The sequence below is a fragment of the Ciceribacter sp. RN22 genome (assembly GCF_024054295.1).
Taxonomy (GTDB): domain Bacteria; phylum Pseudomonadota; class Alphaproteobacteria; order Rhizobiales; family Rhizobiaceae; genus Allorhizobium; species Allorhizobium lividum.
The window spans coordinates 100,236-122,695 of sequence record NZ_JAMXLD010000002.1 but is presented as its reverse complement, the minus strand read 5'-3'; the positions used below and the strand labels follow the sequence as shown (position 1 = coordinate 122,695).

The following is a 22,460-nucleotide window of genomic DNA, read 5'->3' as shown; positions in this document are numbered from 1 at the left end:
GTTATTCGTCGTCTCCGAGCTTGCGCGCCTCGACGGTGATCGGCAGCCGGGTATCGGCCGGCATCGGCGGAAGATCGAGACGCCAGCCGTTCTTCAGCGTGACGACGCCGCCCCAGAGGTCCTCCGTCTCGGCCCGGACGATCGGCTCCTCGAGATCCTTCTTCGGCACATAGGCGGAAAAGCCGCGCTCGGACTTGCGGATCATGACCTTCATCTTTCGTCTCTCCCGATGCTGCCAGCTTCCAGAATTTCGGAACGGTCGAGGCTGGCAAGCTCCCGCGCCCGCATGCCGACCAGGGTGCCCCTGTCCACCCACTCGACCGAGTAGATGTAGAACTGCTGCAGGAAGGTGCCGATGTCGCGGACGTAGCCGACATCCCCCTTGCGGACGAGGTTTTCGCCGATGTCCTTGCCGGGATAGGTGCCGTCGTTGCGCACATGCCGGGTAGCCCGCACCCGCTCACCGGGCCGGAACACCGGCGCCCTTCGGATTTCGATCTCCTCTTCACGCCCAAGACCCATGGAGCCCTATCCTTTCCCGTCTTTCGTCCTCTCCCGTGCGAGTTCCCGCACGGCCTCGTCCTCGTCCTGCAGGAACGGAGGGAGCTCATTGACAGCGATCCGCTCGGCAACCGCATAGCGCACGCGAAAATCCGGGTCGGCGGCCAGAAGATGAAGCCGTGCCGGCTCCAGCCTTCGGGCGACCTCGATCCGCACCAGCGGCTCCGGATCGGCAACGAGCGCGGGCAGATGCATGAGTGGTACCCGGCGGGCCGCCTCACGGCGGATGTCGGGCTCGGGATCGTCGATAAGCCCGACGAGCAGGGCCGCGTTTGCCGAACGGGCTGCGCTCAGCCTCACCTGGTAGTCGGGGTCGCCGAGCAGCGGCACCAGATCTTCTCCCGCGAGCCGGCGGGCGAGCGCGATCCGCACACGGCGATCCGGGTCCGACCGCAAGGCGAGCACGCGGGTCGCCGGCAGCCTGATCGCGGCCATGGCACGCACGTCGGGCTCGACATCGGAGAGAAGCGGTAGCAGCCTGAACGGCGACGCATAGCGGGCGGCAATGCTGCGCACCTCGAAGAACGGATGATCGAGGTAGCTGTCTGCGAGGCCCGGATTGATCGAGAAGAAGCGGTCGATCCGGCGCGCGCGCAAGTCCCTGACACAGGCGCGACCGAGATCGCAAAGACCGGAGACACGGTTTTCCTCGTGCGGACAGTCGAGGCACGAAACCGGGTTACCGAGCCAGTCGATCGCCGGCGGCGCGTCGTCATCCTCCATCGGCTGGAGCCCACTCTTGTCCATACAGTCTCTCCGGGTTTGCCGGGCGGAACCCGACCGGAAACGGGGGCCCGGCCGTCGCCACGGGGAGTCAAGGTCCCTGGGCGACGGCCGTGTTTCCCACCTGACGGGCATCAGGCCGGAACGCAGGTCTTCGGCACCGGACAGATCGCGGCGCATTGCTGGGTCTCGAAATATCCCTCGCATTCGGTGCACTTGTTCGGGTCGATGACATAGGTCTCGCCCTTGAATTTGATTGCCCCGGTCGGGCACTCGAACTCACAGGCGGAACACTGGGTGCACTGCGATGCGATAATCTTGAAGGCCATTTTCGACTCTCCTGTCGGCTGCTTCGGTCACGGATTTCAAAAAGGTCAGGCACTCTCGGCGAGAAGCTCCAGGCCAAATTCGGCGGCGTAGAGCGCGGCGATCGCGGTCTCGATGTAGTCATACCCGTAGGCATCGGTGGCGCGGATGCCGGCGGTGCTGAGGCTGTCCTTCGGGCAATCGCCGATCTTGGCGCAAAGCACGACGTCGATGCCCTCCAGCGCGTCGATGACGCCGTCGAGCGTGGCATCCTCGCCGAAGCCTCCCATGCAATACTGGTCGACCTTGCGGTGCCCGACGAAGACGATGCCTTTCGGCGACGCCTCGTAGACCTGGAACTCTCTTGCATGGCCGAAATGTTCGTTGACACGGCCGCCGCCCTTGGTTGCCACGGCAACCAGCAGGGCGCCGGTAGCCTCGGTTTCTACAACCGTGCTGAGGGCTGCCTGCTTGGCAGCGACGTGATCGCCCCGCTCGCGCGCCACCACCTCGCGGTAGGTTTCGCGCGTGGAAGGATCATAGGTGACCTCCTCGGGGATCTGGTCGAGGGTGAATTCCTGGCCGCGGTCTTCGCCGAGCAGGCCGACCGCGTCGGCCCGACACTGGCGGCAGTGGCGCATGAGCTTGGCGCCGCCTTCGAGCTTGTCCTGCAGGGCTTTCAGCTCCATGGCCTTCGGCCCTCGCTGTCCGGTGAGCCCGAAATGCGTGCCGTGCGCCGGATCGGAAATGAGTGGCATGACATTGTGGAGGAAGGCGCCGCGTTCCTTGACCCATTTGTTCACCTCGATGAGGTGCTCGTCGTTGACCCCGGGGATCATGACCGAATTGATCTTGGTCAGGATGCCGCGGGCGGTCAGCATTTCCAGTCCGAGCATCTGCCTCTCGTGCAGGATCTGGGACGCCTCGAGGCCGGTGTAGCGGCGGTTCCTGTAGAAGATCCATGGATAGATCTTCGTTCCGATCTCGGGATCGACCATGTTGATGGTGATCGTCACGTGATCGACGTTCATCTCGGCGAGCTCGTCGACATGATCGGGCAGCGCCAGCCCGTTCGTCGAAATGCAGAGCTTGATGTCGGGGATATCTCGCGACACCTCCTCGAAAGTCGTCCGGGTCTTCCTCCAGTCGTAGCAGGCATCGCCCGGTCCCGCGATCCCCAGGACGGAAAGCTGCGGCACTTCGTTCGCGACGGCAATCACCTTGCGACGGGCCTGATCCGGCGTCAGCTTCTCCGAAACGACGCCCGGTCGGCTCTCGTTGGCACAGTCGTATTTGCGATTGCAGTAGTTGCACTGGATATTGCAGGCGGGCGCCACCGCCACATGCATGCGGGCAAAATAGTGGTGCGCTTCCTCCGAATAGCACGGATGGTCCTTGATCTTCTCCCAGACGGCCGGATCCATGTCGTCGGGCTTCGCCGAGGAGCCGCAAGACGACGATGAGCAACCGCCGGAGGCGGCCTTGGCGAGCAGAGCCTCCATGGAGGAGGCAGAGGCGAGGCTTTCCAGGGAGATGATGGGTGCGGACATCGTTTGCTCCGTGCGCTCTGTTTTCGACGAGCAATACGACGCAAGTGCCGTGCCAGGATATTTCCCAATTGAATTTCAATAGCTTGAAAGATTACCCCCTTTTCCGCACCCGTCTGCTTGACGACGATCTTGTCGGATGGCCGACAAAACGTGGCGAACCGGACAACAAGCGGCGCCACCTGCGCATGTCGGCCTTCCCGGTTGACTTGCATCAAAACGTCGCAGACAACCGTCCGATATACTTTAGCAATTCCGAAAGCGAGGAACGTCAGGGAACACGATCTTCTACAGATGCAGCCGGGACACGAGAGCCGGCAAAGCTGACGCTCACGCATGTGCCAGAGGGAGGAATGGCAGATGGTACCGAAGACGGCATCCCGCGCAAAGGACGGGTATCGTCCTGAAAATTTCCATGAGCGTCTCCACCCCGATCCGTGCACTTCAGCGCGTGTTCGCCGGATCTCGCCATGGCGGCGTGCCCTTCGTTTCATCGCGACGCTCGCGATCAGTTCTGCCGGCCTGACGACATCTCATGTCGCCGCTCAGGAAGCATTGCAGCCGGGGGAAGCCGTCGTCACACGCTTCTCCGGAACCGTCGATGACGCCGGCCGCCGGATCATCGACACGAACGGGGCCTCGGCCAGCATCCTCGACCTGCGGCAACCAGGCGGCCCGCCGATCGGCGCACACTGGTTCAACGAGAGCCAGCGTGCGGCCGTCACTGCCGGCGACATCGGTCAGGTGTTCGGTGTGGCGCTCGACGATGCCACACCGCCAAACATCTACCTGACCGCGACGGCCGCCTTCGGCCTGCACCGCAATGCCGACAATTCCGGCTGGATGACAGGCATGTGGGGCGCAGGCGGCGGGCCCGGCACCGTCTGGAAACTCGATGCCGCGAATGGCTACCGACCGCAGGTCTTCGCCGAGATCACTCTTAGCGGGCGCGCGAACTCCGCAGCAGCCCTCGGCAACATCGCCTTCGATCCGCAAAACCGGCAGCTTTACGTTTCCGACCTCGAGACGGGCATGATCCACCGCCTCCGCCTCACCGACGGTGCCGATCTCGGCACCTTCGACCATGGCGTCGCAGGGCGTACCGGCTTTCTCGACGTAACGACGGGCGAATTCCGCTCGCTGCCGGAGGTCTCCTTCGACCCCGCCACGTCGGCCCATATCTCCGACTGCTCGAGCGGCGACTTCTCCCGCACGCCCTCCTGCTGGAACCTCGCCGACTTCCGCCGCCGGATCTGGGGCCTCGGTGTCCGCATGGAACCGGGGACAGGTTCCGCGCGGCTCTACTACGCAGTGTGGGGAAGCCAGGGCTTCGGTAACCCCGACTATGCCGCCGCCGAAGACGACGACCGACGCAATGCGATCTGGTCGGTCGGCATCGCCGCGGACGGCAGTTTCGACGGCGGCGGCGTGCGCCGCGAGTTCTTCCTGCCCGATTTCTTCCGCTCGCCGGAAGCCATCGCCCGGGCGGGCCGCAGCCACCCGGTTTCCGACATCGCCTTCCCGGCCGTTGGCGATCAGGCCGTGATGCTTGTTGCCGAACGCGGCGGCATGCGCAATCTCGGCCTCGCCGCCGACGATGCCTTCGCCTATCCGCATGAGGCGCGCGTCCTGCGCTACGAGCTGACTGAAGCAGGTTCCTGGCGCGGAGCCGGACGCTACGACGTCGGCTACTACGATCGCAGCGAGGACGGCCCGCCCTATATACGCGCGAACGCCGCTGGCGGCGTGTCCTTCGGACCCGGCTACGGCTCGAATTGGCAGACAGACCAGGCCCAGCCCGACGGCTTCGTCTGGATGAGCGGAGACGGCCTTTGCTCGCCACGCGGGCTCTGCCTCGACGGCAGCGTCGGCGAACACACCGACTCCTCTCAGGTGACCGGCATCGAGGGCCGCTCTTCCCAGCCCTATGAGGCCTTCGAGCCGGTCACCGCCTTCCAGCCCTATCCGTCGCCGGGTCCCGCCTCTCCGCCGGAAGGCCCGGACGGTTCCTTCATGGTCGATGCAGACGTCAACACCGATGCCGCCGGCAACGCCATTGCAGCGGACCTGCAGCGCAACGATGCGACAAGAGTGGGCGACGTCGCGGTCTTCCAACCGCCGCCGGGCGCGGGCGAAGCCGTGAGCGAGGGAACCGCGCCGCCTGCCGTCACAACCGAAGAAGAGGTCACTTCCGCGTGGCCGGAAGGTCTGCCGCCGGAAGGCTGGCTGCCCGCCCCGCCGCCCGAGGACGGCTGGTTCCCGCCGCCGCCCTGGCCGATCGAGACCGATCTGGCGATCCGCAAGACGGGACCTGCCGAATGCCAGGAAGGCGTCGAATGCACCTACACGGTGACGATCCGCAATCTCGGGACGATCGCCTACATCGGCCCGCTGGCGATCACGGACACCATGCCGGCGGGCGCAACGCTTGCCTCGACCTCGCCTGGCTGGAACTGCACGCCCGCTGGGGGGGCCTTCTCCTGCATCACCAATGCCTTCGCGCTGCTGGCGCCCGGCGCCACCGCGGCTATCGAGGTCAACCTGCTGCTGCCGGCCGACATCCCCGGCCCGACAGTGCACAACTGTGCCGCCATCGACTGGTTCGAGATGGGGACGGATGACGGACCGGGGGACGGCAATGACGAGGACTGCGTCGACACGCCGGTGACCGACGGCTTCGACCTTGGCATCACCAAGGATGGACCGGTCAATTGCGTCGAGAATGCCGACTGCGCCTTCATGGTCCAGGTCGTCAACCACGGTCCGGGTGAATTCGACGGCGTGCTCGCCGTCCGCGACCCGCTGCCGGCCGGGGCGACGTTCGTCGCCGCCGGCCTCGATCCGGGCACGGTCACCTGCGCTCCGAGCGGCAGCGATATTCTCTGCCAGACACCCGACATGACCCTTCCTGTCGGTGGAATCGTGCCCATCTTCGTCCAGATGAAGCTGCCGGACGGCATCGCAGGCGGCACGATCGAGAACTGCGCCGAGATCAACTGGGGCGCCATGACCGCGAATGACGGCGCCGCAGACGTCCACCCCGACCTTGCCTGTTTCACCGTGAACGTGCTCGACAGCGCGGGGTTCTTCGATCTTTCCCTCACCAAGCAGGGACCGGCCCACTGCAATGCGGGCGGCAACTGCACCTATCACATCACCGTCGCCAACAGCGGACCGGACGATTACACCGGCCAGGTGGTCGTCGAAGATACGCCGGAAGCGGGTGTGACGCTCGTCTCCGCTAATCCCGAATGGGCCTGCGTGGCGGGGCCTGCGATCACCTGCACGCTCAATGGCGGTCCACACACGCTCCATCCAGGCGACAGCCGTGACCTGACGCTCACGGTCGCGATCCCGGATCCGGCGCCGGCCGACCCAATGTTCAACTGCATCACCTTCGACTGGGCAGCACCGGGCATGCCTCCGAACGACAACCCGGCGACCGGCGCTCCGGAGAAAAGCGACGCGACATGCGTCCCGACACTGGCCGACGAAGGCTTCGATCTGGAAATCGCCAAGACCGGCCCGGCCGAGTGCTATGAGGGCAGCGCCTGTGACTTTGCGATCGACGTCACCAACCACGGACCTGCGCCCTTTGCCGGGCTGATGACCTTCACCGACGAGATGCCCGCGGGATCAACGCTCGAGGGTGTCACCGGTGTCTTCACCTGCAACAGCGCGATGCCGGGCAGCTTGACCTGCGTGACAGGCGGCGTCCTGCCGCCCGGTGCGACGCAGGAAACGGCTCTGCATGTTCGCCTGCCCGATCCCGTCGCTGGCGACGTTGTCGAGAACTGTGCCGCGATGAACTGGGACGCGCCACCGCCGGACTGGTACATCGGATCGATCTACACCGGCGACGACAACGCCGCCAATGACGGACCGGCCTGCGTCACCGTGCCGGTGCTTGCCGCCGATCTCGCGCCCTGGGGCGCGACGACCTGCGAGCTCGGAACGTCCTGCCCGATCGACGTCAGGATCGAGAACCGCGGCGGAAGGCTGTTCAAGGGTGCCGCCGGCCTGCGCGGCACGCTCGATCCCGGTGTCACGATCAGCAGCATCGAGAGCCGGACCTCCGGTCTCACTTGCCGGGTGACGGGGACCGGACGTTATGAATGCGACAGCACGGAGATGGTTCTGAAGCCGGGTGCTGCGGCGGACATTCACCTCACACTCGACATTCCGGCCGATTTCCCCCACCGCCGCATAATCCACCGCAAGGAGATGCTGTGGCCCGACACGCGGGTGAAGGACGGCAAGCCGGAGAACGATCGCCACACCAGCACGATCACGATCCTGCAGCCGCAGGAGCCGACGACCCCACCCCCGACGCCGCCGACATCTCCGCCGCCGGCAAATGTCGTGGTTGCGGATCTCGCGGTCTCCAAATCGGCTGGTCGTGATACCTGTGTCGCCGGCTCGCCATGCGACTTCCTGGTCACCGTCACCAATGCCAGCCGCACGACCTATGTCGGGCCGCTCAGGGTCAGCGACGTCTTCTCTCCCGGAAGTGCGAGGCTCGCAAACTTCGAGCCTTCGTCCTGGACGTGCCGGGAAAGCCGCGGGACATTCCTCTGCAGTTACCCGCGCACGACGCTCGGGCCGGGAGAGTCGCGCACGCTCGCCCTGACACTCGAGCCGGTCCGCACCGGTTCGGGATCAGCGCGCAATTGCGCCCGTCTCGACTGGAACGAGACGGCCCTCGTCATGGCGGTCCAGCAGGCGTTGAACCAGCTCGGGTTTGCCGCGGGGGACGTCGACGGGCAGGCCGGCAGCAGGACGCGCAAGGCGATTGCCGACTACCAGAGAAGCGCCGGATTGCCTGCGACGGGCCAGATCGACACGGCACTCGTTCGCCGGCTCTTCGCCTCCTGGGGCGAGGGGGATGCCAACGCGGCAAACGACAACGCCTGCGCGACGGTCGTCGTTCGTGAGCCCGTCGTGCCGCCGCCGGTCTGCAAGGCAGGCCAGACGCCGGTGGATCCTGCCCGCGCCGACGCCCTGCGCGCCCAGGGCTGGAGGATCACGGCGGTCAGCCGCGGCGGGCGGACGATCCTGTGCGGCGTCGCTCCTCCGCCGCTCACATGCCCCTCCGGCTACACGGCCTATCGCGACAAGGACCAGATCCCGCCGAACTTTGAGGTGGTGCGTCGGGAACGTGGTGGTCAGGTGCTCTTCTGCGCCCGTCCGCAACCGGTCGTTTGCCCGTCGGGCTATCAGGCCTTCCAGAGCCAGAACCGCATACCGAAGGGTTGGGAGGTGGTCGCGCGCCGTAGCGGCGGGCAAGTCCTCTACTGTGCCCGTCCGCCACAACTTGTCTGCCCGTCCGGTTATCAAGCGTTCCAGAACCAGAGCCGGATACCGAAGGGCTGGGAGGTGGTCGCGCGCCGCAGCGGCGGGCAAGTTCTCTACTGCGCCCGCCCGCCGCAACTCGTCTGCCCGACTGGTTACAAGGCCTATCCGAGCCGCAGCCGGATACCCGAGGGCTTCGAAGTGGTCGTGCGCCGCAGTGGCGACCAGGTGCTCTATTGTGCCCGCCCGCCGGCGACGACCGAAAGCTGCCCGCGCGGGTGGAAGCAGATCGACCCGAACCGTGCAGCGTCCCTCTCCCGGCAAGGCTGGCAGATCAGGCGGGTCGGAAGCCTGACCTGCGGGCGGCCCGGCGACATCGTCGTGCCGCCGACCACCAAGCCCCCGACCTGCACGGGTGGCCGGACCTGGAGCGCCAAGCAACAGGCCTGCGTCTGCCCCCGTAACACACGCTGGGATGCCCGACGCGAGCGCTGCGTACCGCTCCTGCTGCCGGTGGAGCCGGTTCCGGGCCAGACGACTCCGAAGCCCCGCGAGACGATCCCGCCGCTGCTGCGAATACTGCCACCGGTGCAATAGATGCCGGTCCGGGATGTCCCCGATTTTCCTTCGGGGCATCCCGCCGGTTCTGGATTCTGGAGCTTGCCATCCGCCGTTTGCTCGCTCGCAAACAGGGACGAAGGGTGCCACGCCGAACTTCGCCCAGTCCCGACGATGTCGCGTTTCCGCCCTCGCGCGGAAACGCCGAGACAAAATGGCAATCGGCAGGGTAATCTACGGTCCGACTTCGATCTCGTTCACGACTTCGTCGACGCCGAATGTGTACCAGGCGTCATTCTCCGCCATGCGCCGTTGGTCGTCGCTCGGCAAATAGCCGGTGAGGCGGACGGTCCGGTTGCGAACGCCGATCTTGACCTGCGCCGCATCGATGTAGGGGTCCTTTTCCAATGCAAGCCGGACCGCCTCAGCAATCCTGTCGGCACTGTCCTCGTCGTCGTCCCCGGCAACAATTCCGTTTATGACGTCACGTGATCCCGGCACCCACCACGCGAGCAGGCCGATGTAGCGCTTGATGGTCAGGCCTGGAACCGATCCGTTCAACGTGACAACCCCGTCATCGACCTCGTAGTCGACGTCGCCATGGGCATCCGGCGATCTCGAAATCGTCTCGCGGTGGCCACCCCTGATTTCCTCGACATTCAGACTCGCAAGAGCCGGATCTTCCGCGTATTCGCGCCGCAGACGGGCGCGAATTTCCGCGTCTCCCATGGGCGATGCCGGCTTCACTCGGACGCGGTCGACGATGGCGACGACGTCGGGCATCGCTGCAGCAATCTCAAGCGCAAGCTTCTTCTGGGCGACACCATCCACTTCCGCTTCGAAGATCAGCGTTCCGTCGCCTTCCAGCGAAAGGCCATCGGCCTTGAACCGGCTCCCGAGGCGGCTTTCCCCCGACAGGCGCCCACGCAGCTCGTCGACGATCTTGCGTATCTTTTCCGGCTCGAGACCGAACATGAGACCCTCCATAACCTCGTCAAGATGCATGTCTGTCCGTCTGAACATCGCTCAGAAACCGTTCGAACTTCTGCCGGTCCTGATCGGTCTCCAGCTCGACCGTCACCTGGGCCGTTCCCCGATCAGGTTTCACGAAATCCTCTTCGAAACCCTGGAGAGTCATCTCCTCCGGCTCGTCGGATACCGTTCCTCCCTCGGGTAGGCTGCTCCCTAGGACGTCTTCAATCCTGATCCGCAGCAGCCAGTGTCCGCCGCTGTCCACCAATGGCTTCACTTCCAGAATCCCGACGGTGGAAAGGGCTTGGAGGTCGTCAGCCTCCGCGATCGCCTCGAGCTGACCGCCGGCATCGTCCGTGAAAAACATCTTGCTCGCATCTATCTCGAATCGGGACCTCCCGCCCGATGCAAGCTCCCGCTTCAGCCATTCGACGACATGCGCCGCGTCCAGGTCGAGTTCGTATTCCATCGCCATCGCTCCGAAGTGTCAGGTTTCGATCTGTGCAATCGGATCTCCGATATGTTTCATGTTCTCCTCGAAGCACCCCTGCTTCCATGACGCATATCAATAAACTCTACTTTAGTTCTCGCTCACCGTGAAGCTGCAGACGGTCAACAGTGCAGGTGATCCCGAGCGCCTTCTTCTCCGTCGTCCGGATTAAAGTCGGCGGTGGACGCCAGCGGCAACGTCGCCGCAACCTGTACGGCCGGCACCGGACCCACGGCACGCCGGATGACACTCGCCGGCAGCCATGTGACCTATGGCCTATTCAAGGACGCAGCCCTGGGGCAGTTCCGCCCCCATTCACACCGCGGAAAGCAAGATCCCCGCCACATGATTTGCTGACCGGCCTGTAAGAAACGCCGACCTCTCGCGACAAACGACCTGTGAGAAGCAACGAGACCATCCTGGGGAGAAATAGGCATGAGCAGACAGGTATTGCTGGCGAGGCCCCATCCCTTCATTGTCGGTGAGATGAAGCCGTGGCTGGAACAGGGCGGATATTCGGTCAAACGACCGGATCACGTCGATGATCTTGCCAGCCATGCGCGCGCCTGCGCCGGGGCAGTCATTTCGCTCGCCGTGTCATCGTCGATCGCCGCCAGTGCCGCCGACGTTGTCAAGATTGTCCGGCAGGCAAATCCGTCCCTCCCGATCCTGTTTGCAGCACTCCGCCCCTATTCGCAGATCAGGCCGGAGATTGAACGCCTGCTTCAGGGCCTCGGCATCGCGGGAGCCGTTCTCGGCGCGGATCAGGGGACTGGTTCGCTCCTTCCTGGTGGCAGCAAGATGTTCCTCTACGTATCCAAGGATGATCTTTCCGATGCCACACGAAGCAGCACGGCGCGGGCCCTCCTTGTGAAGCACTTTGGCTGACACCATGCGCCTGGTTCTTGTCGGCGGCGGGCATGCCCATCTGATCGTGCTGGAAGCGCTGGCGAAGCGGCGTGAGGCCACGCTCGACGTCACGCTGGTAACGCCCTCTCGATGGCAATACTACTCGGGCATGCTTCCCGGCTGGATCATGGGAAGATACGGTGACGATGATTGCCGCGTGGACTTGCATCCTCTGGCAACACAGGCTGGTGTGCACATGATCCTGGACCGTGTCACCGCAATGAATGCGGACCGGAACCTCCTGTGTCTGGGAGATGGCAGCCATCTCGAATACGATCTGCTGTCGCTCGATACCGGCAGCGAGACCAATGTCGAATGGCTGGCGAGCCTCTCGGATCGATTGCTGACCGTGAAGCCGGTCGAGCAGTTTTGTGAACTGTGGCGGAAGGTCTACAATCAGCTCGCAGCGCTCCGAAGCTCGCGCATCGTGGTCGTGGGCGGTGGAGCGGCCGGGGCCGAATTGTCGATCGCCATGAAGACAGCGTTGTCGGCGGCCGAAAGGAAATGCGCGGTGACACTGGTCACGGGTAACTCCGGATTGCTTTCCGGCCACAATCCCATGGTCCGGCGACGCATGCAGTCGGCACTCGAGGCCGCCGGGATCAGGGTCCGGCGCGAGCGAGCTGCGGGGGTCGAGAACGGCGTTGTCTTGCCAAGCGGCGAGCTGGTCAGGGCAGATTTCGTGATCGCCGCAACCGGGGCCCGTCCGTCGGCATTTCTGGCCCAATCACGGCTTGGTCTCAGCGACAACGGCTTTGTCGCGGTCGACAGCTTTCACAGAAGCGTATCGCATCGGAATGTTTTTGCGGCAGGAGACGTGTCTGCCCGCTTGGACGACGCCACGACGAGATCCGGTGTCCATGCGGTGCGCGCCGGACCGATACTGGCGCACAACCTGATCGCAGCAGCAGAGGATCGACCCCTTCGACCCTACAGGCCCAGACGACGGTCCCTCTACCTGCTGGTGTCGGGGCCGGACAATGCGATCCTCTCGTGGGGTGGTCTGGGAGCTGCCGGGAGATGGGTCTGGCGCTGGAAAGACCGGATCGATCGCAATTTCATCAAGCGTTTCCGCCAGGGCTGAACGAGGCAGGGTCTTAAAGATGCAGGAATTCTTTGCCGTGGCCTTGCAGCGTTCCATCGCGACGAATGCGGTTCGCATCTCGCTCTTTGTCGGCACGGTCCTCAATCTGATCAATCAAGGGGGAACCGTATTGTCCGGAGACACCCCGTCGTGGCTGCATGTGGTGTTGAACTACGTCGTCCCCTACTGCGTCGCAACATACAGCGCCGTGCGCAACGAGATGAAGCATGAGCGGGGGAGAGCGAGGCTGGCCCCCTGCACGACTTGTGACACCGAGTGCGCCTCCGGCCTTCACGCTCAGACACCAGAGTCTGCGCCCCTGCGACATTCATATCCCTTCGCAGCGGGAGACGCGGTGCAGGAGGCGCCAGGCCCATCCGCCGTCGGGGGCAGTATGGCTCCGCTTGACCCTGACGCCCCTCGAAAAGGCGGATCGCAGGAGACCGGACGGGATCCGCAAACGTCTTGAATACCGAAACAGGCGGGCGCACGCGGCTCCCGCCCCGAAAAGCGAAAGGAAATCACCATGAATATCTATATCCGCTCCATGATCGCGGGCTTTGTCGCGACCGTTGTGCTGTCAGCCCTGATGATCATGAAAGGGGCGATGGGGATTATGCCCGAACTGGACGTCATCGCCATGTTGGCCAAGATGGTTCAGGATCTGATGGGCTTTGGCGGCGCAGGACTTGCTTGGCTTATGCACTTCATGATCGGCACAGTGATCTGGGGCATCCTGTTTGTACTGCTTTACGGGAGACTGCCTGGCGACAATGCAGTGACAAAGGGTATCTCCTTCGGCGTGCTTGCCTGGCTTTTGATGATGATCGGCCCCATGCCGATGGCGGGCGCCTCTCTGTTTGGCGTCGGACTCGGGCTGATGGCGCCCGTAATGACCCTCGTCCTGCACATCGTCTTCGGAGCTGTCCTCGGTGCCGTTTTTCAGGCTCTACCGGCATCGGACGACAATACCGGGCGCACCGGCCGATAGGAACCCGGCGAGCGATTTTCCGCAGACGGTGGAGGCTCAGGTGGGGCCTCCACAGGCTTCATTTTGCAGGAACCGGCGAGCCAGTGAAAGAACTCCTCGACCTCTTGACAGACCAAGACTTCCGACACCAGTTGGGCAGACGCTTCGAAGCGCTCGTCGAAGAAGCGTTTCAGATCGTTCGCTGGTGTATCATCGTGGGGTTCGCGCAGTTTCTCGCCATACGCCATCCTGGGCAGGTCTTCGGGCCATTGTATTGGGTGCTGGCGGCCCTGCTCTTCGGCTACCTGACATCACGTTTTCTGCTCCGCCCGGAAATCCGGCTGTTTCCCCACAATCCAACTCGCCGGCAGCGTGTCGTGCAAAGCCTGGCTAATTTCCTGGTATGTGTCGTGCTCTTCCTCGCAGTCCTGTGGCTGATCGCTGCCGTGGTGGACGCGATGGCTGTCTACCGCCTTTCGCAATGAGAAGCGACCATGCGATCATTGATCACAAGCCATCAGGACGGTCACTCGGCACCATATGTCCACCGCACCTTACGTGGTACCGAGCTATGTGATCAGCTATTGTGTCGCAACATCCAGTGCGGTGCGTATCGCAATGAAGCGCAAGGGGGAATGATGAGCCTGACTGCCGGTACTTTCGACGACCCTGCGTTTCTCACGGATCTTCGGGCCCAGATGCTGAAGTTCGCGACCCTGCAGCTTTCGGATCCGGTCGCCGCCGAAGACGCAGTTCAGGAGGCACTCACCGGCGCACTGCGCAATGCCACGTCCTTTGGCGGTCGCTCCGCCCTGCGAACCTGGGTTTTCGCAATCCTGAAGAACAAGATCGTCGACATGATCCGGCAACGTCAACGGCGAGCCGAAATCCAGCCCCTCCTGAACTTTGATTCCGACGACGAAGAGACAACGGAGCTCTTCGATCGCCGCGGCATGTGGCAACCGGAGGATCGGCCGACGGACTGGGGAAACCCGGAAGATGAATTGCTTGGCAAAGAGTTCTGGCGCGTGTTCGACGCTTGCCTCAATCACCTGCCCGCCCAGCAGGGGCGGATTTTCATGATGCGCGAATTCCTCGAAATGGCGACGACGGAAATATGCGCCGAAGCCGACATCACGGTTTCGAACCTCAATGTCCTGCTTCACAGGGCAAGGCTCCGCCTGCGCGGTTGCCTTGAAAGCCACTGGTTCGCAAAGGAGACCGCCGAATGCTGAATTGCTGGACGGCAACCGCGCTCGCCTCGCAGGCGATGGACCGGGAGTTGACGATGATGGAGCGTCTCAAGCTGAAGGCACACATCGCGATGTGCTCCGGCTGTCGCAACTTCACGTCTCAGGTTCGCGACCTGCGGCAAATGTCCCGTTTCTACTGCTCCGGAGCCGGGCAGGGTGAAAGCCCGAAAAAGCAGGACTGAATTCGGCCGGCTGTAAGATTACGCCCGGTTCCACGACGAAAGGGCATGAAGGCTCTTTCTCCGGGGTGGAACTTGAAACGCGCAATTGCTGTCGCCCTCATAGGGATCGTCACGGGCATCGTCTACGTATATGGCAGGGAACATATCCCCTCCCTGCCCGAGCTGAAGGCGAATATGGCCTTCCTCACCGCGACGGTCGAAGACAGGCCGCTGACCTCGGCCCTTCTGTACTTCGGCATCTATGTCGCCGTTGCTGCGTTTTCCTTACCTGCCGGCACGTTGATGACCTTGGCCGGCGGTGCGCTTTTCGGTTTCTGGGGCGGATTGCTGATCGTCTCTTTTGCCTCGAGCCTCGGCGCACTCCTCGCCTTTCTTGTGTCCAGGCTTCTTCTTCACGATGCCGTGCAGCGACGCTACGGTTCCCGTCTTGCACGGTTCAACGATGGCCTCAAGAAGGACGGTGCATTCTATCTGTTCACGCTACGCCTCATTCCCGTGTTCCCCTTCTTTGTCGTGAACCTGGTCATGGGCCTGACCCCCGTTCGTGCCCGGACCTTCTACTGGGTCAGCCAACTGGGCATGCTGCCGGCGACCGCCGTGTATGTGAACGCGGGAACACAACTGGCGCAAATCGACAATGCCCGTGATGTCCTGTCGCCGGGCATCCTCGCCTCGTTCGCCCTGATCGGCGTCTTTCCCTGGATCGCCAGGCTGACGCTCGCCTTTTGGAAGCGGCGTAAGGTCTATAGCCGATGGCGCAAACCCCGCAGCTTCGATCGCAATCTGATCGTCATCGGCGCAGGGGCCGCCGGCCTCGTCAGCGCCTATATCGCTGCAGCCGTCAAGGCCAGGGTAACGCTCGTCGAAGCCCACAAGATGGGCGGCGACTGCCTGAACTATGGCTGCGTGCCAAGCAAGGCCCTGATCAAAAGCGCCAAGCTCGCCAAGCAGATACGCAACGCCGATCAGTATGGTCTGTTCGCGACCGAACCGGCCTTTTCCTTTCGCCGCGTCATGCGGCGAATTCACGATGTCATCGCCGAAGTCGCGCCACACGACAGCGTCGAGCGATACGAAGGGCTCGGCGTCGAGGTGCTGCGGGGTCATGCGCGCATCAAGGATCCGTGGACAGTTGAAATCACCCACCCGGACGGCAAGGTCCAGGTGCTCACCACACGAGCCATCATCATCGCAACCGGCGCCAGTCCGTTCGTCCCGCCGCTCCCGGGCATTGACGAGGTCGGCTACCTGACCTCCGACACCCTGTGGGAACGATTTGCCGACCTCGACGTCCCGCCAAAAAGGCTGGTGGTCCTTGGTGGAGGCCCCATCGGCTGTGAGCTCGCCCAGAGCTTCGCCCGTCTCGGGTCCAGCGTGACACAGATCGAAATGGCGCCGAGACTGCTCGTCCGCGAAGACGACGATGTGTCGAACTATGCGCTCGAGGCACTGCAGAACGATGGCGTTCGCGTCCTCACGGGGCACAGGGCGCTTTCCTGCGAAGTCCATGACGGTGAGAGGGCTATCATTGTCGAGAAGGATGGCGAGCGGCGGCGGGTCGCGTTCGATGAACTGATCTGCGCCGTCGGCAGGTCGCCCCACCTGAAAGGCTTCGGTCTCGAGGAACTGGGAATACCGGTCGGTCGGACGGTCGAGACGAACGCCTATCTGGAAACGATCTACCCGAACATCCTGGCCGCCGGCGATGTCGCGGGCCCGTACCAGTTCACCCACACTGCGGGACACCAGGCCTGGTTTGCCGCGGTCAACGCGCTGTTTGGAACGTTCAAGAAGTTCAAGGCCGACTACCGGGTCATTCCGTGGACCACATTCCTTGATCCGGAAGTGGCCCGCGTCGGCCTGAACGAACAGGAAGCCCGCGAACAAGGCATTCCTTTCGAAGTGACCCGCTACGGTATCGATGACCTCGACCGGGCGATCGCCGATGGAACGGCACACGGCTTCGTCAAGGTGTTGACCGTCCCCGGCAAGGACACTCTGCTCGGGGTGACCATCGTCGGCGAACATGCCGGCGACCTTCTCGCGGAGTTCGTGCTGGCCATGAAGCACGGGCTTGGCCTCAACAAGATCCTGTCCACGATCCACACCTATCCGACCCTGGCCGAGGCCAACAAATATGTCGCCGGCGAGTGGCGACGGGCACATGTATCCCGCGGCGTGCAATCGTTTCTGGAAACCTTCCACCGCTATCGGCGCGGAGAGCGCGCATGATCGATCGCTACGTCCTGCCTCTGCAGAAACGGATCTTGCAGCCGGTCGCAAGCCAGGTGGCCAAGCATGGAGTTCATGCGGACGCCATAAGCCTTTCGGGCTTCGCCATCGGCTTGTCGGCCGTTCCGCTCCTGGCATTCGGCCTGTACCGCGAGGCACTTCTCGCCATCTTGCTCAATCGGCTGTTCGATGGTCTTGACGGAGCGGTTGCACGGGCGGCCGGGCCGACAGACCGGGGTGCGTTCATCGATATTGCCTTCGACTTCTTCTTTTACGCCGCGGTACCGATCGGCTTCGCAATCGTCGATCCGGCCGTGAATGCCCTGCCCGCGGCAATCCTGGTTTCATCGTTCATGGGAACGGGGTCGAGCTTCCTCGCATTCGCCGTCATTGCCGAGAAGCGCGGATTGACCGCCGCGGACTACCCGCAAAAAGGCATCTATTATCTGGGCGGCCTTGCAGAGGGGGCGGAAACGATTGCCGCCTTCGTCGCGATGTGTCTGTGGCCAGATCATTTTCCGCTTATCGCATTTTTCTACGCCCTGATGTGCCTGATCACGACGGTGACCCGTTGGCATCAGGGATGGGTCGCCTTCGCGCAGAAAAACATCGATGCGAATGTAAGAACTTAGCGGCTCTGGCGACCAACGCCCATAAGCCGATCTTTCCATGGGAGACTTCATGAAAAACGTTCTTCTGTTGACCGCAGCGCTGGTGGTCCACGCTGGGGGCGCCTTCGCCGACAGTGGCTGGGACGATACCCTCGCCAAGGCGCGCGGCCAAACCGTCTATTGGAACGCATGGGGTGGAGACGAACGAACCAACGCCTTCATCTCCTGGGCGGGCGAACAGGTCAAGGCGCGCTACGGCGTGACCATTCAACAGGTCAAGCTGACCGACACGGCGGAAGCCGTGACCCGCGTTATCGCGGAGAAGGCTGCGGGCAAGACCGAAGGAGGTTCCGTCGACCTGATCTGGATAAACGGTCCCAATTTTCTCTCGATGAAGGAAAAGGGGCTTCTGCACGGCCCGTTCGTAAATGAACTGCCAAATGCTCGGTTCCTCGACCTCGGCGCGAACTCCGCGGCATCGGTGGATTTCACGGTCCCGGTGGAGGGTTACGAATCGCCCTGGCGGCTCGCCAAGTTCGTCTTCAATTACGATTCCGCGCGGGTCCAAGCACCACCGAAGTCGATGAAAGCGCTGCTCGAATGGGTCAGGGAGAACCCTGGGCGCTTTACCCATCCCGATGTCAGCAACTTCATGGGCGCTACGTTTCTTAAACAGGCCCTGATCGAACTCGCACCTGATCGCAGCGTTTTGCAAAGCCCCGTGAGCGATGCCAGCTTCGAGACAGCATCGGCGCCGCTTTGGGCCTGGTATGACGCGTTGCGGCCGAATCTCTGGCAGGCCGGAACGACATTCCCTGCCAATGGTTCCGCCCAGCAGCAGTTGCTGAACGACGGAGAGATCGACATGTCGATGTCTTTCGATCCGGCCAGCGCCGCTGCCGCAATCGCCGGTGGTCAATTGCCCGACACGATCCGAACCTATTCGCTCGACGGTGGGACCATCGGCAATATCAGTTTCGTCGCAATCCCCTTCAATGCGGCACACAGGGAAGGAGCGGAGGTCGTTGCAGATTTCCTGCTGGAGCCTGCGACACAGGCCCATGCGCAGGATATATCCGTTCTCGGCAGCTTCTCTGTCCTGGATCAGAACAAGCTGGATGAACAACAGAAGGCGCTCTTTGCCTCTCTGCCGACATCCCCTGCCCTGCCCGGCAACGCCGAGCTTGGAGCAACCTTGCTCGAGCCCCATGCATCATGGATGAGCCGGCTTTCGGAGGAATGGGCAAAGCGCTACACGAAATGAGTAGTCGCACCGGCATCTGGTTGCAGTTCTGTGGAGCCGCCATTCTTTGTGGCGGCTTCGTCGCTCCCATTGCCCTTGGTTTCTGGGAGACGCTGCTCCCGGCATTCGGGATCCTTCCCGCCATCGGCGCCGACAGGTTTAGCGTGAAGGCCTGGACTGCACTTGCCGCCTTGCCCGGCGTATGGACTAGCCTTCGTCTGACCGTGTTCACGGGGCTTCTGTCTACACTGTTGTCGCTCGGACTTGCCGTCGCCTTTTGCGCGTCCGTGCATGGACGCGTGGGCGCGTGGCGGGCCGAGCGCGTACTTTCTCCGCTACTGGCCGCCCCCCATGCGGCGATGGCCATCGGGATCGCATTCCTGATTGCACCTTCGGGCTGGCTGGCGCGGCTCTTCAGTCCCTGGGCGACGGCGTGGACCTTACCTCCCGGCTTCACGACGGTCCACGACCCGGCGGGCCTGTCGCTGGTCCTCGGCCTCGTGGTCAAGGAAGTTCCTTTTCTGCTCCTCGTGATCATTGCCGCGCTCAACCAGGTCTCCGCCCGACAGCAATTGGCCGCGGGGCGCGCGCTCGGCTACGGCCACGGCGTCATCTGGATCAAGATCATCTTCCCCCAGGTCTACCGCCAGATCCGACTGCCGGTTTATGCCGTGCTTGCCTTTGCCCTCTCCGTCGTCGACATGGCGATCATTCTCGGGCCTTCAAATCCGCCGGTTCTCTCCGTCGCGGCCATGCGGTGGTTCATGGCGGCGGATGTCGATCTGCTGTTACCGGCGGCCGCGGCTTCGATCCTTCAGATCGCCGTGGTCGTTGCGGGAATATCGGGCTGGTGGCTCGGCGAAAAGCTGGTCGCCGCCGCGGGTCGAGCGCTGATCCGGCGCGGCGGCAGGGGACTTGAAAGCGAACCCTTGATCCGGTTCGCGACCGTCTGCGTCCTGGCGCTTCTGGCGGTCGGCTTTGCAGCAATCCTGTCCTTGATCATGTGGTCGTTCACCTGGCGCTGGTCCTTCCCGGATGCCATGCCCTCATCCTTCACGACGTCCATCTGGGTGCGATCGGCCAGCGGTTGGCTCCAGGCGCTCGCCAACACCGCAGGCCTCGGATTCGGTTCGACCCTGTTTTCGCTCCTCCTGGCTATCCTCTGGCTCGAAGGCGAGGACCGGAGTGGACGCAGGCTTCTGCCTGGTGCACCGGTCATGCTCTATCTGCCTCTTCTCCTGCCGCAGATCGGCTTCCTCTATGGGCTTCAAGTCACTTTCCTGCGCGCAGGAATAGATGGCTCCCTGGCCGCAGTTCTCTGGGGCCACACACTTTTTGTTTTTCCCTACGTGATGCTGGCGCTCAGCGATCCATGGCGAGCACTGGACCGCCGCTATGTACGAACAGCGGCGGCGCTCGGCGCGTCGCCGCTCAGAACCCTGTTCCGCCTCAAACTCCCACTTCTCCTGCGTCCACTGCTGGCCGCCACAGCCATCGGCTTTGCTGTGAGCGCCGCCCAATATCTGCCGACGCTCTTTCTGGGAGCCGGCCGCATCGCCACGCTCACAACCGAGGCGGTAACGCTCTCGTCCGGCGGGGATCGCAGGATCATAGGTGTCTATGCAGCCCTTCAGGCCCTGGTCCCCTTGCTCGTCTACGGCGTCGCCTTCTCTCTTCCCGGAATGGTCTACGCCGACCGCCGCGAACTCAACGGAGTGACAGTATGAACCAGCTCGTACTCGAAGAGATTTCGATAGCCGCACCCGGCGCGACGTCATCGCTGATCTCGGACCTCAGCCTGACCGTCGCTCCCGGTGAGATCGTTACCATCATGGGCAAGAGCGGCATCGGCAAATCAACGCTGCTCTCCTTCATCGGCGGACATCTGGACCGAGGTTTCAGCGCGAGCGGCACGGTGCGCATCGGGGGAAGAGATATCACCGACACGCCGGCAGAGAAGCGCAAGATCGGCATTCTGTTTCAGGACGATCTCTTGTTTCCGCATCTCTCGGTTGGGGACAACCTTGCCTTTGGCCTTTGTGCGGACGTCAAGGGACGTAAGGAACGCAGGAGATGCGTCGAGTGCGCCCTCGAAAGCGCCGGCCTTGATGGTTTCGCAGACCGGGATCCGGCGACGCTGTCCGGAGGACAGCGTGCGCGTGTGGCGTTGATGCGCACCTTGCTGGCCGGGCCGGACGCCCTGCTTCTCGATGAGCCCTTCTCGAAATTGGACAATGGCCTCAGGGATGACGTTCGTGCGTTCGTCTTTGCGCATGGCAAAGAGCAGAGACTTCCGGTTCTGATGGTCACCCATGATGAGGCCGACGCTGCCGCTGCCGGTGGAAGACAGCTCCTGTTGTAGCCTATCGGACAGTGTCGCGTCCGGCCTTGTGCAACCCCAGGATCTCCCGGCGGCCCGCCAGCCAGCGCCAGCTCTCGAGTACATCAAACAAGAGGGAAGTCCCGTTCACCGCGACAACTGCCGCAGCAAAGACGTACTCATCGCTGCCCGGCGCGATTGCGTGATCGACGAATAGCCTCTGGATGAGATGAATCAGCAGCGGGATCCATATGGCATGCGGAACCGACAGCAGCCGCGTCAGCCCACCCTGAATATAGACCATGGGCATGTTGAACACGCCCATGGCGGCGAATGCCACCGCTGTCCAGCGGCCGCTGTCCGTGCCAAGAAGCGCCAGGGACGACATATTCGTCAGGGCCAGAACGACAAGCCACAGCCTGACCCAGAGCGGCAGGCCCGTAAGGGAGGCCCAGATCCTTCTCCATTTCGATGTCATGATCGGATATCCGAATTGAGAGGCCATTGGAAATACGCCGTGTCGGCGGGCAGCGGGGCGACAAGAGGCCGCCCGCGCCATGTTCTCGAACCGCCGTCAGGCATCCCAGCGGTAGCCGGAGAAAACCGCATCCAGTTCGGTATGAAAGAGATGGTTGGCGTAGTTGCTGATGGTCTTCACCGCGATCGCAAGAATGATCTCCAGGACGTGGCGTTCGCTGAAGCCGGCAGCAAGAAAGGCCTGAAGCTCCCCGGGCGACGGATTCCCGCGGCCCTTCACCATCAGTCGTGTGAACACCGAAAGCGCCTGCAACCGGGCATCGGGCAGGATGTTTCCGGCGCGCAGCGCGCTGAGTACCGCCGCCGGTACGTTGGACATCTTCTCGCCGACCATGCTGTGCGCGGCCATGCAATACTGGCAGCGATTTTCATGGCTGATGGTCAGGAGCACGACCTCCTGCTCGGCAGGAGCGAGATGGCTCTCCGCCCGAAAATGCTTGTAACCGACCATGTAGGTGTCCAGCAGGCCGGACGAGTTGGCCATGTTGGTATACATGTTCGGCACGAAGCCGAGGGACTTCCGGGTCCCGTCGAGCAGGGCCTTCACAGTGGGTTCGGCGGCATCGGCGTCCACGCCGTCAAGTGTCAATCGTGCTATCTCGGCCATCGTCCAGTCTCCATTGTCAACACAGGTTTTATTTGCGAAACGTCGGGACAGCGCTGTGACAAA

The 22,460-nt window shown here is 63.0% G+C and carries 23 protein-coding genes; 14 read left to right on the top strand and 9 right to left on the bottom strand.

Annotated elements, in window-relative coordinates; translation table 11 throughout:
* Position 1 precedes the first annotated feature (1 nt).
* The 5 genes from nifT to nifB form a co-directional block, all read right to left on the bottom strand.
* The gene (nifT, locus tag NHF53_RS15700; protein ID WP_114363476.1) at positions 2-214 is read right to left on the bottom strand and encodes a putative nitrogen fixation protein NifT; all 213 of its coding nucleotides are present in this window, start codon (positions 212-214) and stop codon (positions 2-4) included.
* The gene (locus NHF53_RS15695; RefSeq protein WP_114363477.1) at positions 211-522 is read right to left on the bottom strand and encodes a nitrogen fixation protein NifZ; all 312 of its coding nucleotides are present in this window, start codon (positions 520-522) and stop codon (positions 211-213) included. Before NHF53_RS15695 ends, nifT begins: the two co-directional genes overlap by 4 nt.
* A gap of 6 nt (positions 523-528) precedes the next feature.
* Positions 529-1,308, bottom strand: coding sequence for a 4Fe4S-binding leucine-rich repeat protein (locus NHF53_RS15690; RefSeq protein WP_252835084.1), 780 nt, complete (start codon positions 1,306-1,308; stop codon positions 529-531).
* A gap of 110 nt (positions 1,309-1,418) precedes the next feature.
* The gene (locus NHF53_RS15685) at positions 1,419-1,613 is read right to left on the bottom strand and encodes a 4Fe-4S dicluster domain-containing protein (RefSeq protein ID WP_112691644.1); all 195 of its coding nucleotides are present in this window, start codon (positions 1,611-1,613) and stop codon (positions 1,419-1,421) included.
* 45 nt (positions 1,614-1,658) lie between these two features.
* Positions 1,659-3,140: a nitrogenase cofactor biosynthesis protein NifB gene (gene nifB, locus NHF53_RS15680; RefSeq protein WP_252835083.1), complete on the bottom strand. Its 1,482-nt coding sequence runs from the start codon at positions 3,138-3,140 to the stop codon at positions 1,659-1,661.
* A gap of 68 nt (positions 3,141-3,208) precedes the next feature.
* On the opposite strand from nifB, the gene NHF53_RS15675 reads away from it, so the two are divergent.
* The gene (locus tag NHF53_RS15675; RefSeq protein WP_252835082.1) at positions 3,209-3,544 is read left to right on the top strand and encodes a hypothetical protein; all 336 of its coding nucleotides are present in this window, start codon (positions 3,209-3,211) and stop codon (positions 3,542-3,544) included.
* The gene (locus NHF53_RS15670) at positions 3,498-9,026 is read left to right on the top strand and encodes a peptidoglycan-binding protein (protein ID WP_252835081.1); all 5,529 of its coding nucleotides are present in this window, start codon (positions 3,498-3,500) and stop codon (positions 9,024-9,026) included. Before NHF53_RS15675 ends, NHF53_RS15670 begins: the two co-directional genes overlap by 47 nt.
* 195 nt (positions 9,027-9,221) lie before the next feature.
* Here the strand turns inward: NHF53_RS15670 and NHF53_RS15665 are convergent, their stop codons facing one another.
* Complete coding sequence (locus NHF53_RS15665) at positions 9,222-9,962, bottom strand: BON domain-containing protein (protein WP_252835080.1); 741 nt, start codon at positions 9,960-9,962, stop codon at positions 9,222-9,224.
* A gap of 19 nt (positions 9,963-9,981) precedes the next feature.
* Positions 9,982-10,428, bottom strand: coding sequence for a hypothetical protein (locus NHF53_RS15660; RefSeq protein WP_252835079.1), 447 nt, complete (start codon positions 10,426-10,428; stop codon positions 9,982-9,984).
* Between the two features lie 456 nt (positions 10,429-10,884).
* Here NHF53_RS15660 and NHF53_RS15655 point away from each other — a divergent pair, with 456 nt between their 5' ends.
* From NHF53_RS15655 to NHF53_RS15605, 12 genes are all read left to right on the top strand, one after another.
* The gene (locus NHF53_RS15655; protein WP_252835078.1) at positions 10,885-11,337 is read left to right on the top strand and encodes a hypothetical protein; all 453 of its coding nucleotides are present in this window, start codon (positions 10,885-10,887) and stop codon (positions 11,335-11,337) included.
* 4 nt (positions 11,338-11,341) lie between these two features.
* Complete coding sequence (locus tag NHF53_RS15650; RefSeq protein ID WP_256481280.1) at positions 11,342-12,442, top strand: FAD-dependent oxidoreductase; 1,101 nt, start codon at positions 11,342-11,344, stop codon at positions 12,440-12,442.
* A complete protein-coding gene (nrtS, locus tag NHF53_RS24315) occupies positions 12,339-12,911 on the top strand; it encodes a nitrate/nitrite transporter NrtS (protein ID WP_374591214.1) in 573 nt (190 codons plus the stop codon). Before NHF53_RS15650 ends, nrtS begins: the two co-directional genes overlap by 104 nt.
* A gap of 57 nt (positions 12,912-12,968) precedes the next feature.
* Positions 12,969-13,433: a DUF6789 family protein gene (locus NHF53_RS15645; RefSeq protein ID WP_252835076.1), complete on the top strand. Its 465-nt coding sequence runs from the start codon at positions 12,969-12,971 to the stop codon at positions 13,431-13,433.
* Between the two features lie 83 nt (positions 13,434-13,516).
* Complete coding sequence (locus NHF53_RS15640; protein WP_252835075.1) at positions 13,517-13,897, top strand: hypothetical protein; 381 nt, start codon at positions 13,517-13,519, stop codon at positions 13,895-13,897.
* Between the two features lie 153 nt (positions 13,898-14,050).
* The gene (locus tag NHF53_RS15635; RefSeq protein WP_252835074.1) at positions 14,051-14,647 is read left to right on the top strand and encodes an RNA polymerase factor sigma-70; all 597 of its coding nucleotides are present in this window, start codon (positions 14,051-14,053) and stop codon (positions 14,645-14,647) included.
* Entirely contained in the window at positions 14,641-14,847 is a 207-nt protein-coding gene (locus NHF53_RS15630) for a zf-HC2 domain-containing protein (RefSeq protein ID WP_252835073.1), read from the top strand. Before NHF53_RS15635 ends, NHF53_RS15630 begins: the two co-directional genes overlap by 7 nt.
* A 72-nt stretch (positions 14,848-14,919) precedes the next feature.
* Positions 14,920-17,079: an FAD-dependent oxidoreductase gene (locus tag NHF53_RS15625; protein ID WP_252835072.1), complete on the top strand. Its 2,160-nt coding sequence runs from the start codon at positions 14,920-14,922 to the stop codon at positions 17,077-17,079.
* Positions 17,076-17,711: a CDP-alcohol phosphatidyltransferase family protein gene (locus NHF53_RS15620; RefSeq protein WP_252835071.1), complete on the top strand. Its 636-nt coding sequence runs from the start codon at positions 17,076-17,078 to the stop codon at positions 17,709-17,711. Before NHF53_RS15625 ends, NHF53_RS15620 begins: the two co-directional genes overlap by 4 nt.
* A gap of 37 nt (positions 17,712-17,748) precedes the next feature.
* On the top strand, positions 17,749-18,954 hold the full coding sequence (locus tag NHF53_RS15615; RefSeq protein WP_252835070.1) for an ABC transporter substrate-binding protein: 1,206 nt from the start codon (positions 17,749-17,751) through the stop codon (positions 18,952-18,954).
* Positions 18,951-20,660, top strand: a complete 1,710-nt coding sequence (locus NHF53_RS15610) for an ABC transporter permease (RefSeq protein WP_252835069.1) — start codon at positions 18,951-18,953, stop codon at positions 20,658-20,660. The genes NHF53_RS15615 and NHF53_RS15610 overlap by 4 nt, the downstream gene beginning before the upstream one ends.
* Positions 20,657-21,295 (top strand): ATP-binding cassette domain-containing protein, encoded by a 639-nt coding sequence (locus NHF53_RS15605; RefSeq protein ID WP_252835068.1) that lies wholly within the window; start codon positions 20,657-20,659, stop codon positions 21,293-21,295. The genes NHF53_RS15610 and NHF53_RS15605 overlap by 4 nt, the downstream gene beginning before the upstream one ends.
* A gap of 1 nt (position 21,296) precedes the next feature.
* On the opposite strand, the gene NHF53_RS15600 is transcribed toward NHF53_RS15605, so the two are convergent.
* Together NHF53_RS15600 and NHF53_RS15595 are read right to left on the bottom strand one after the other, a co-directional pair.
* Positions 21,297-21,731 carry a hypothetical protein gene (locus NHF53_RS15600; protein WP_252835067.1) on the bottom strand — a complete coding sequence of 145 codons (435 nt, stop codon included), beginning with the start codon at positions 21,729-21,731 and terminating at the stop codon, positions 21,297-21,299.
* Positions 21,732-21,827: 96 nt separating this feature from the next.
* Positions 21,828-22,397, bottom strand: a complete 570-nt coding sequence (locus NHF53_RS15595; protein ID WP_112691624.1) for a carboxymuconolactone decarboxylase family protein — start codon at positions 22,395-22,397, stop codon at positions 21,828-21,830.
* Positions 22,398-22,460: the final 63 nt, after the last annotated feature.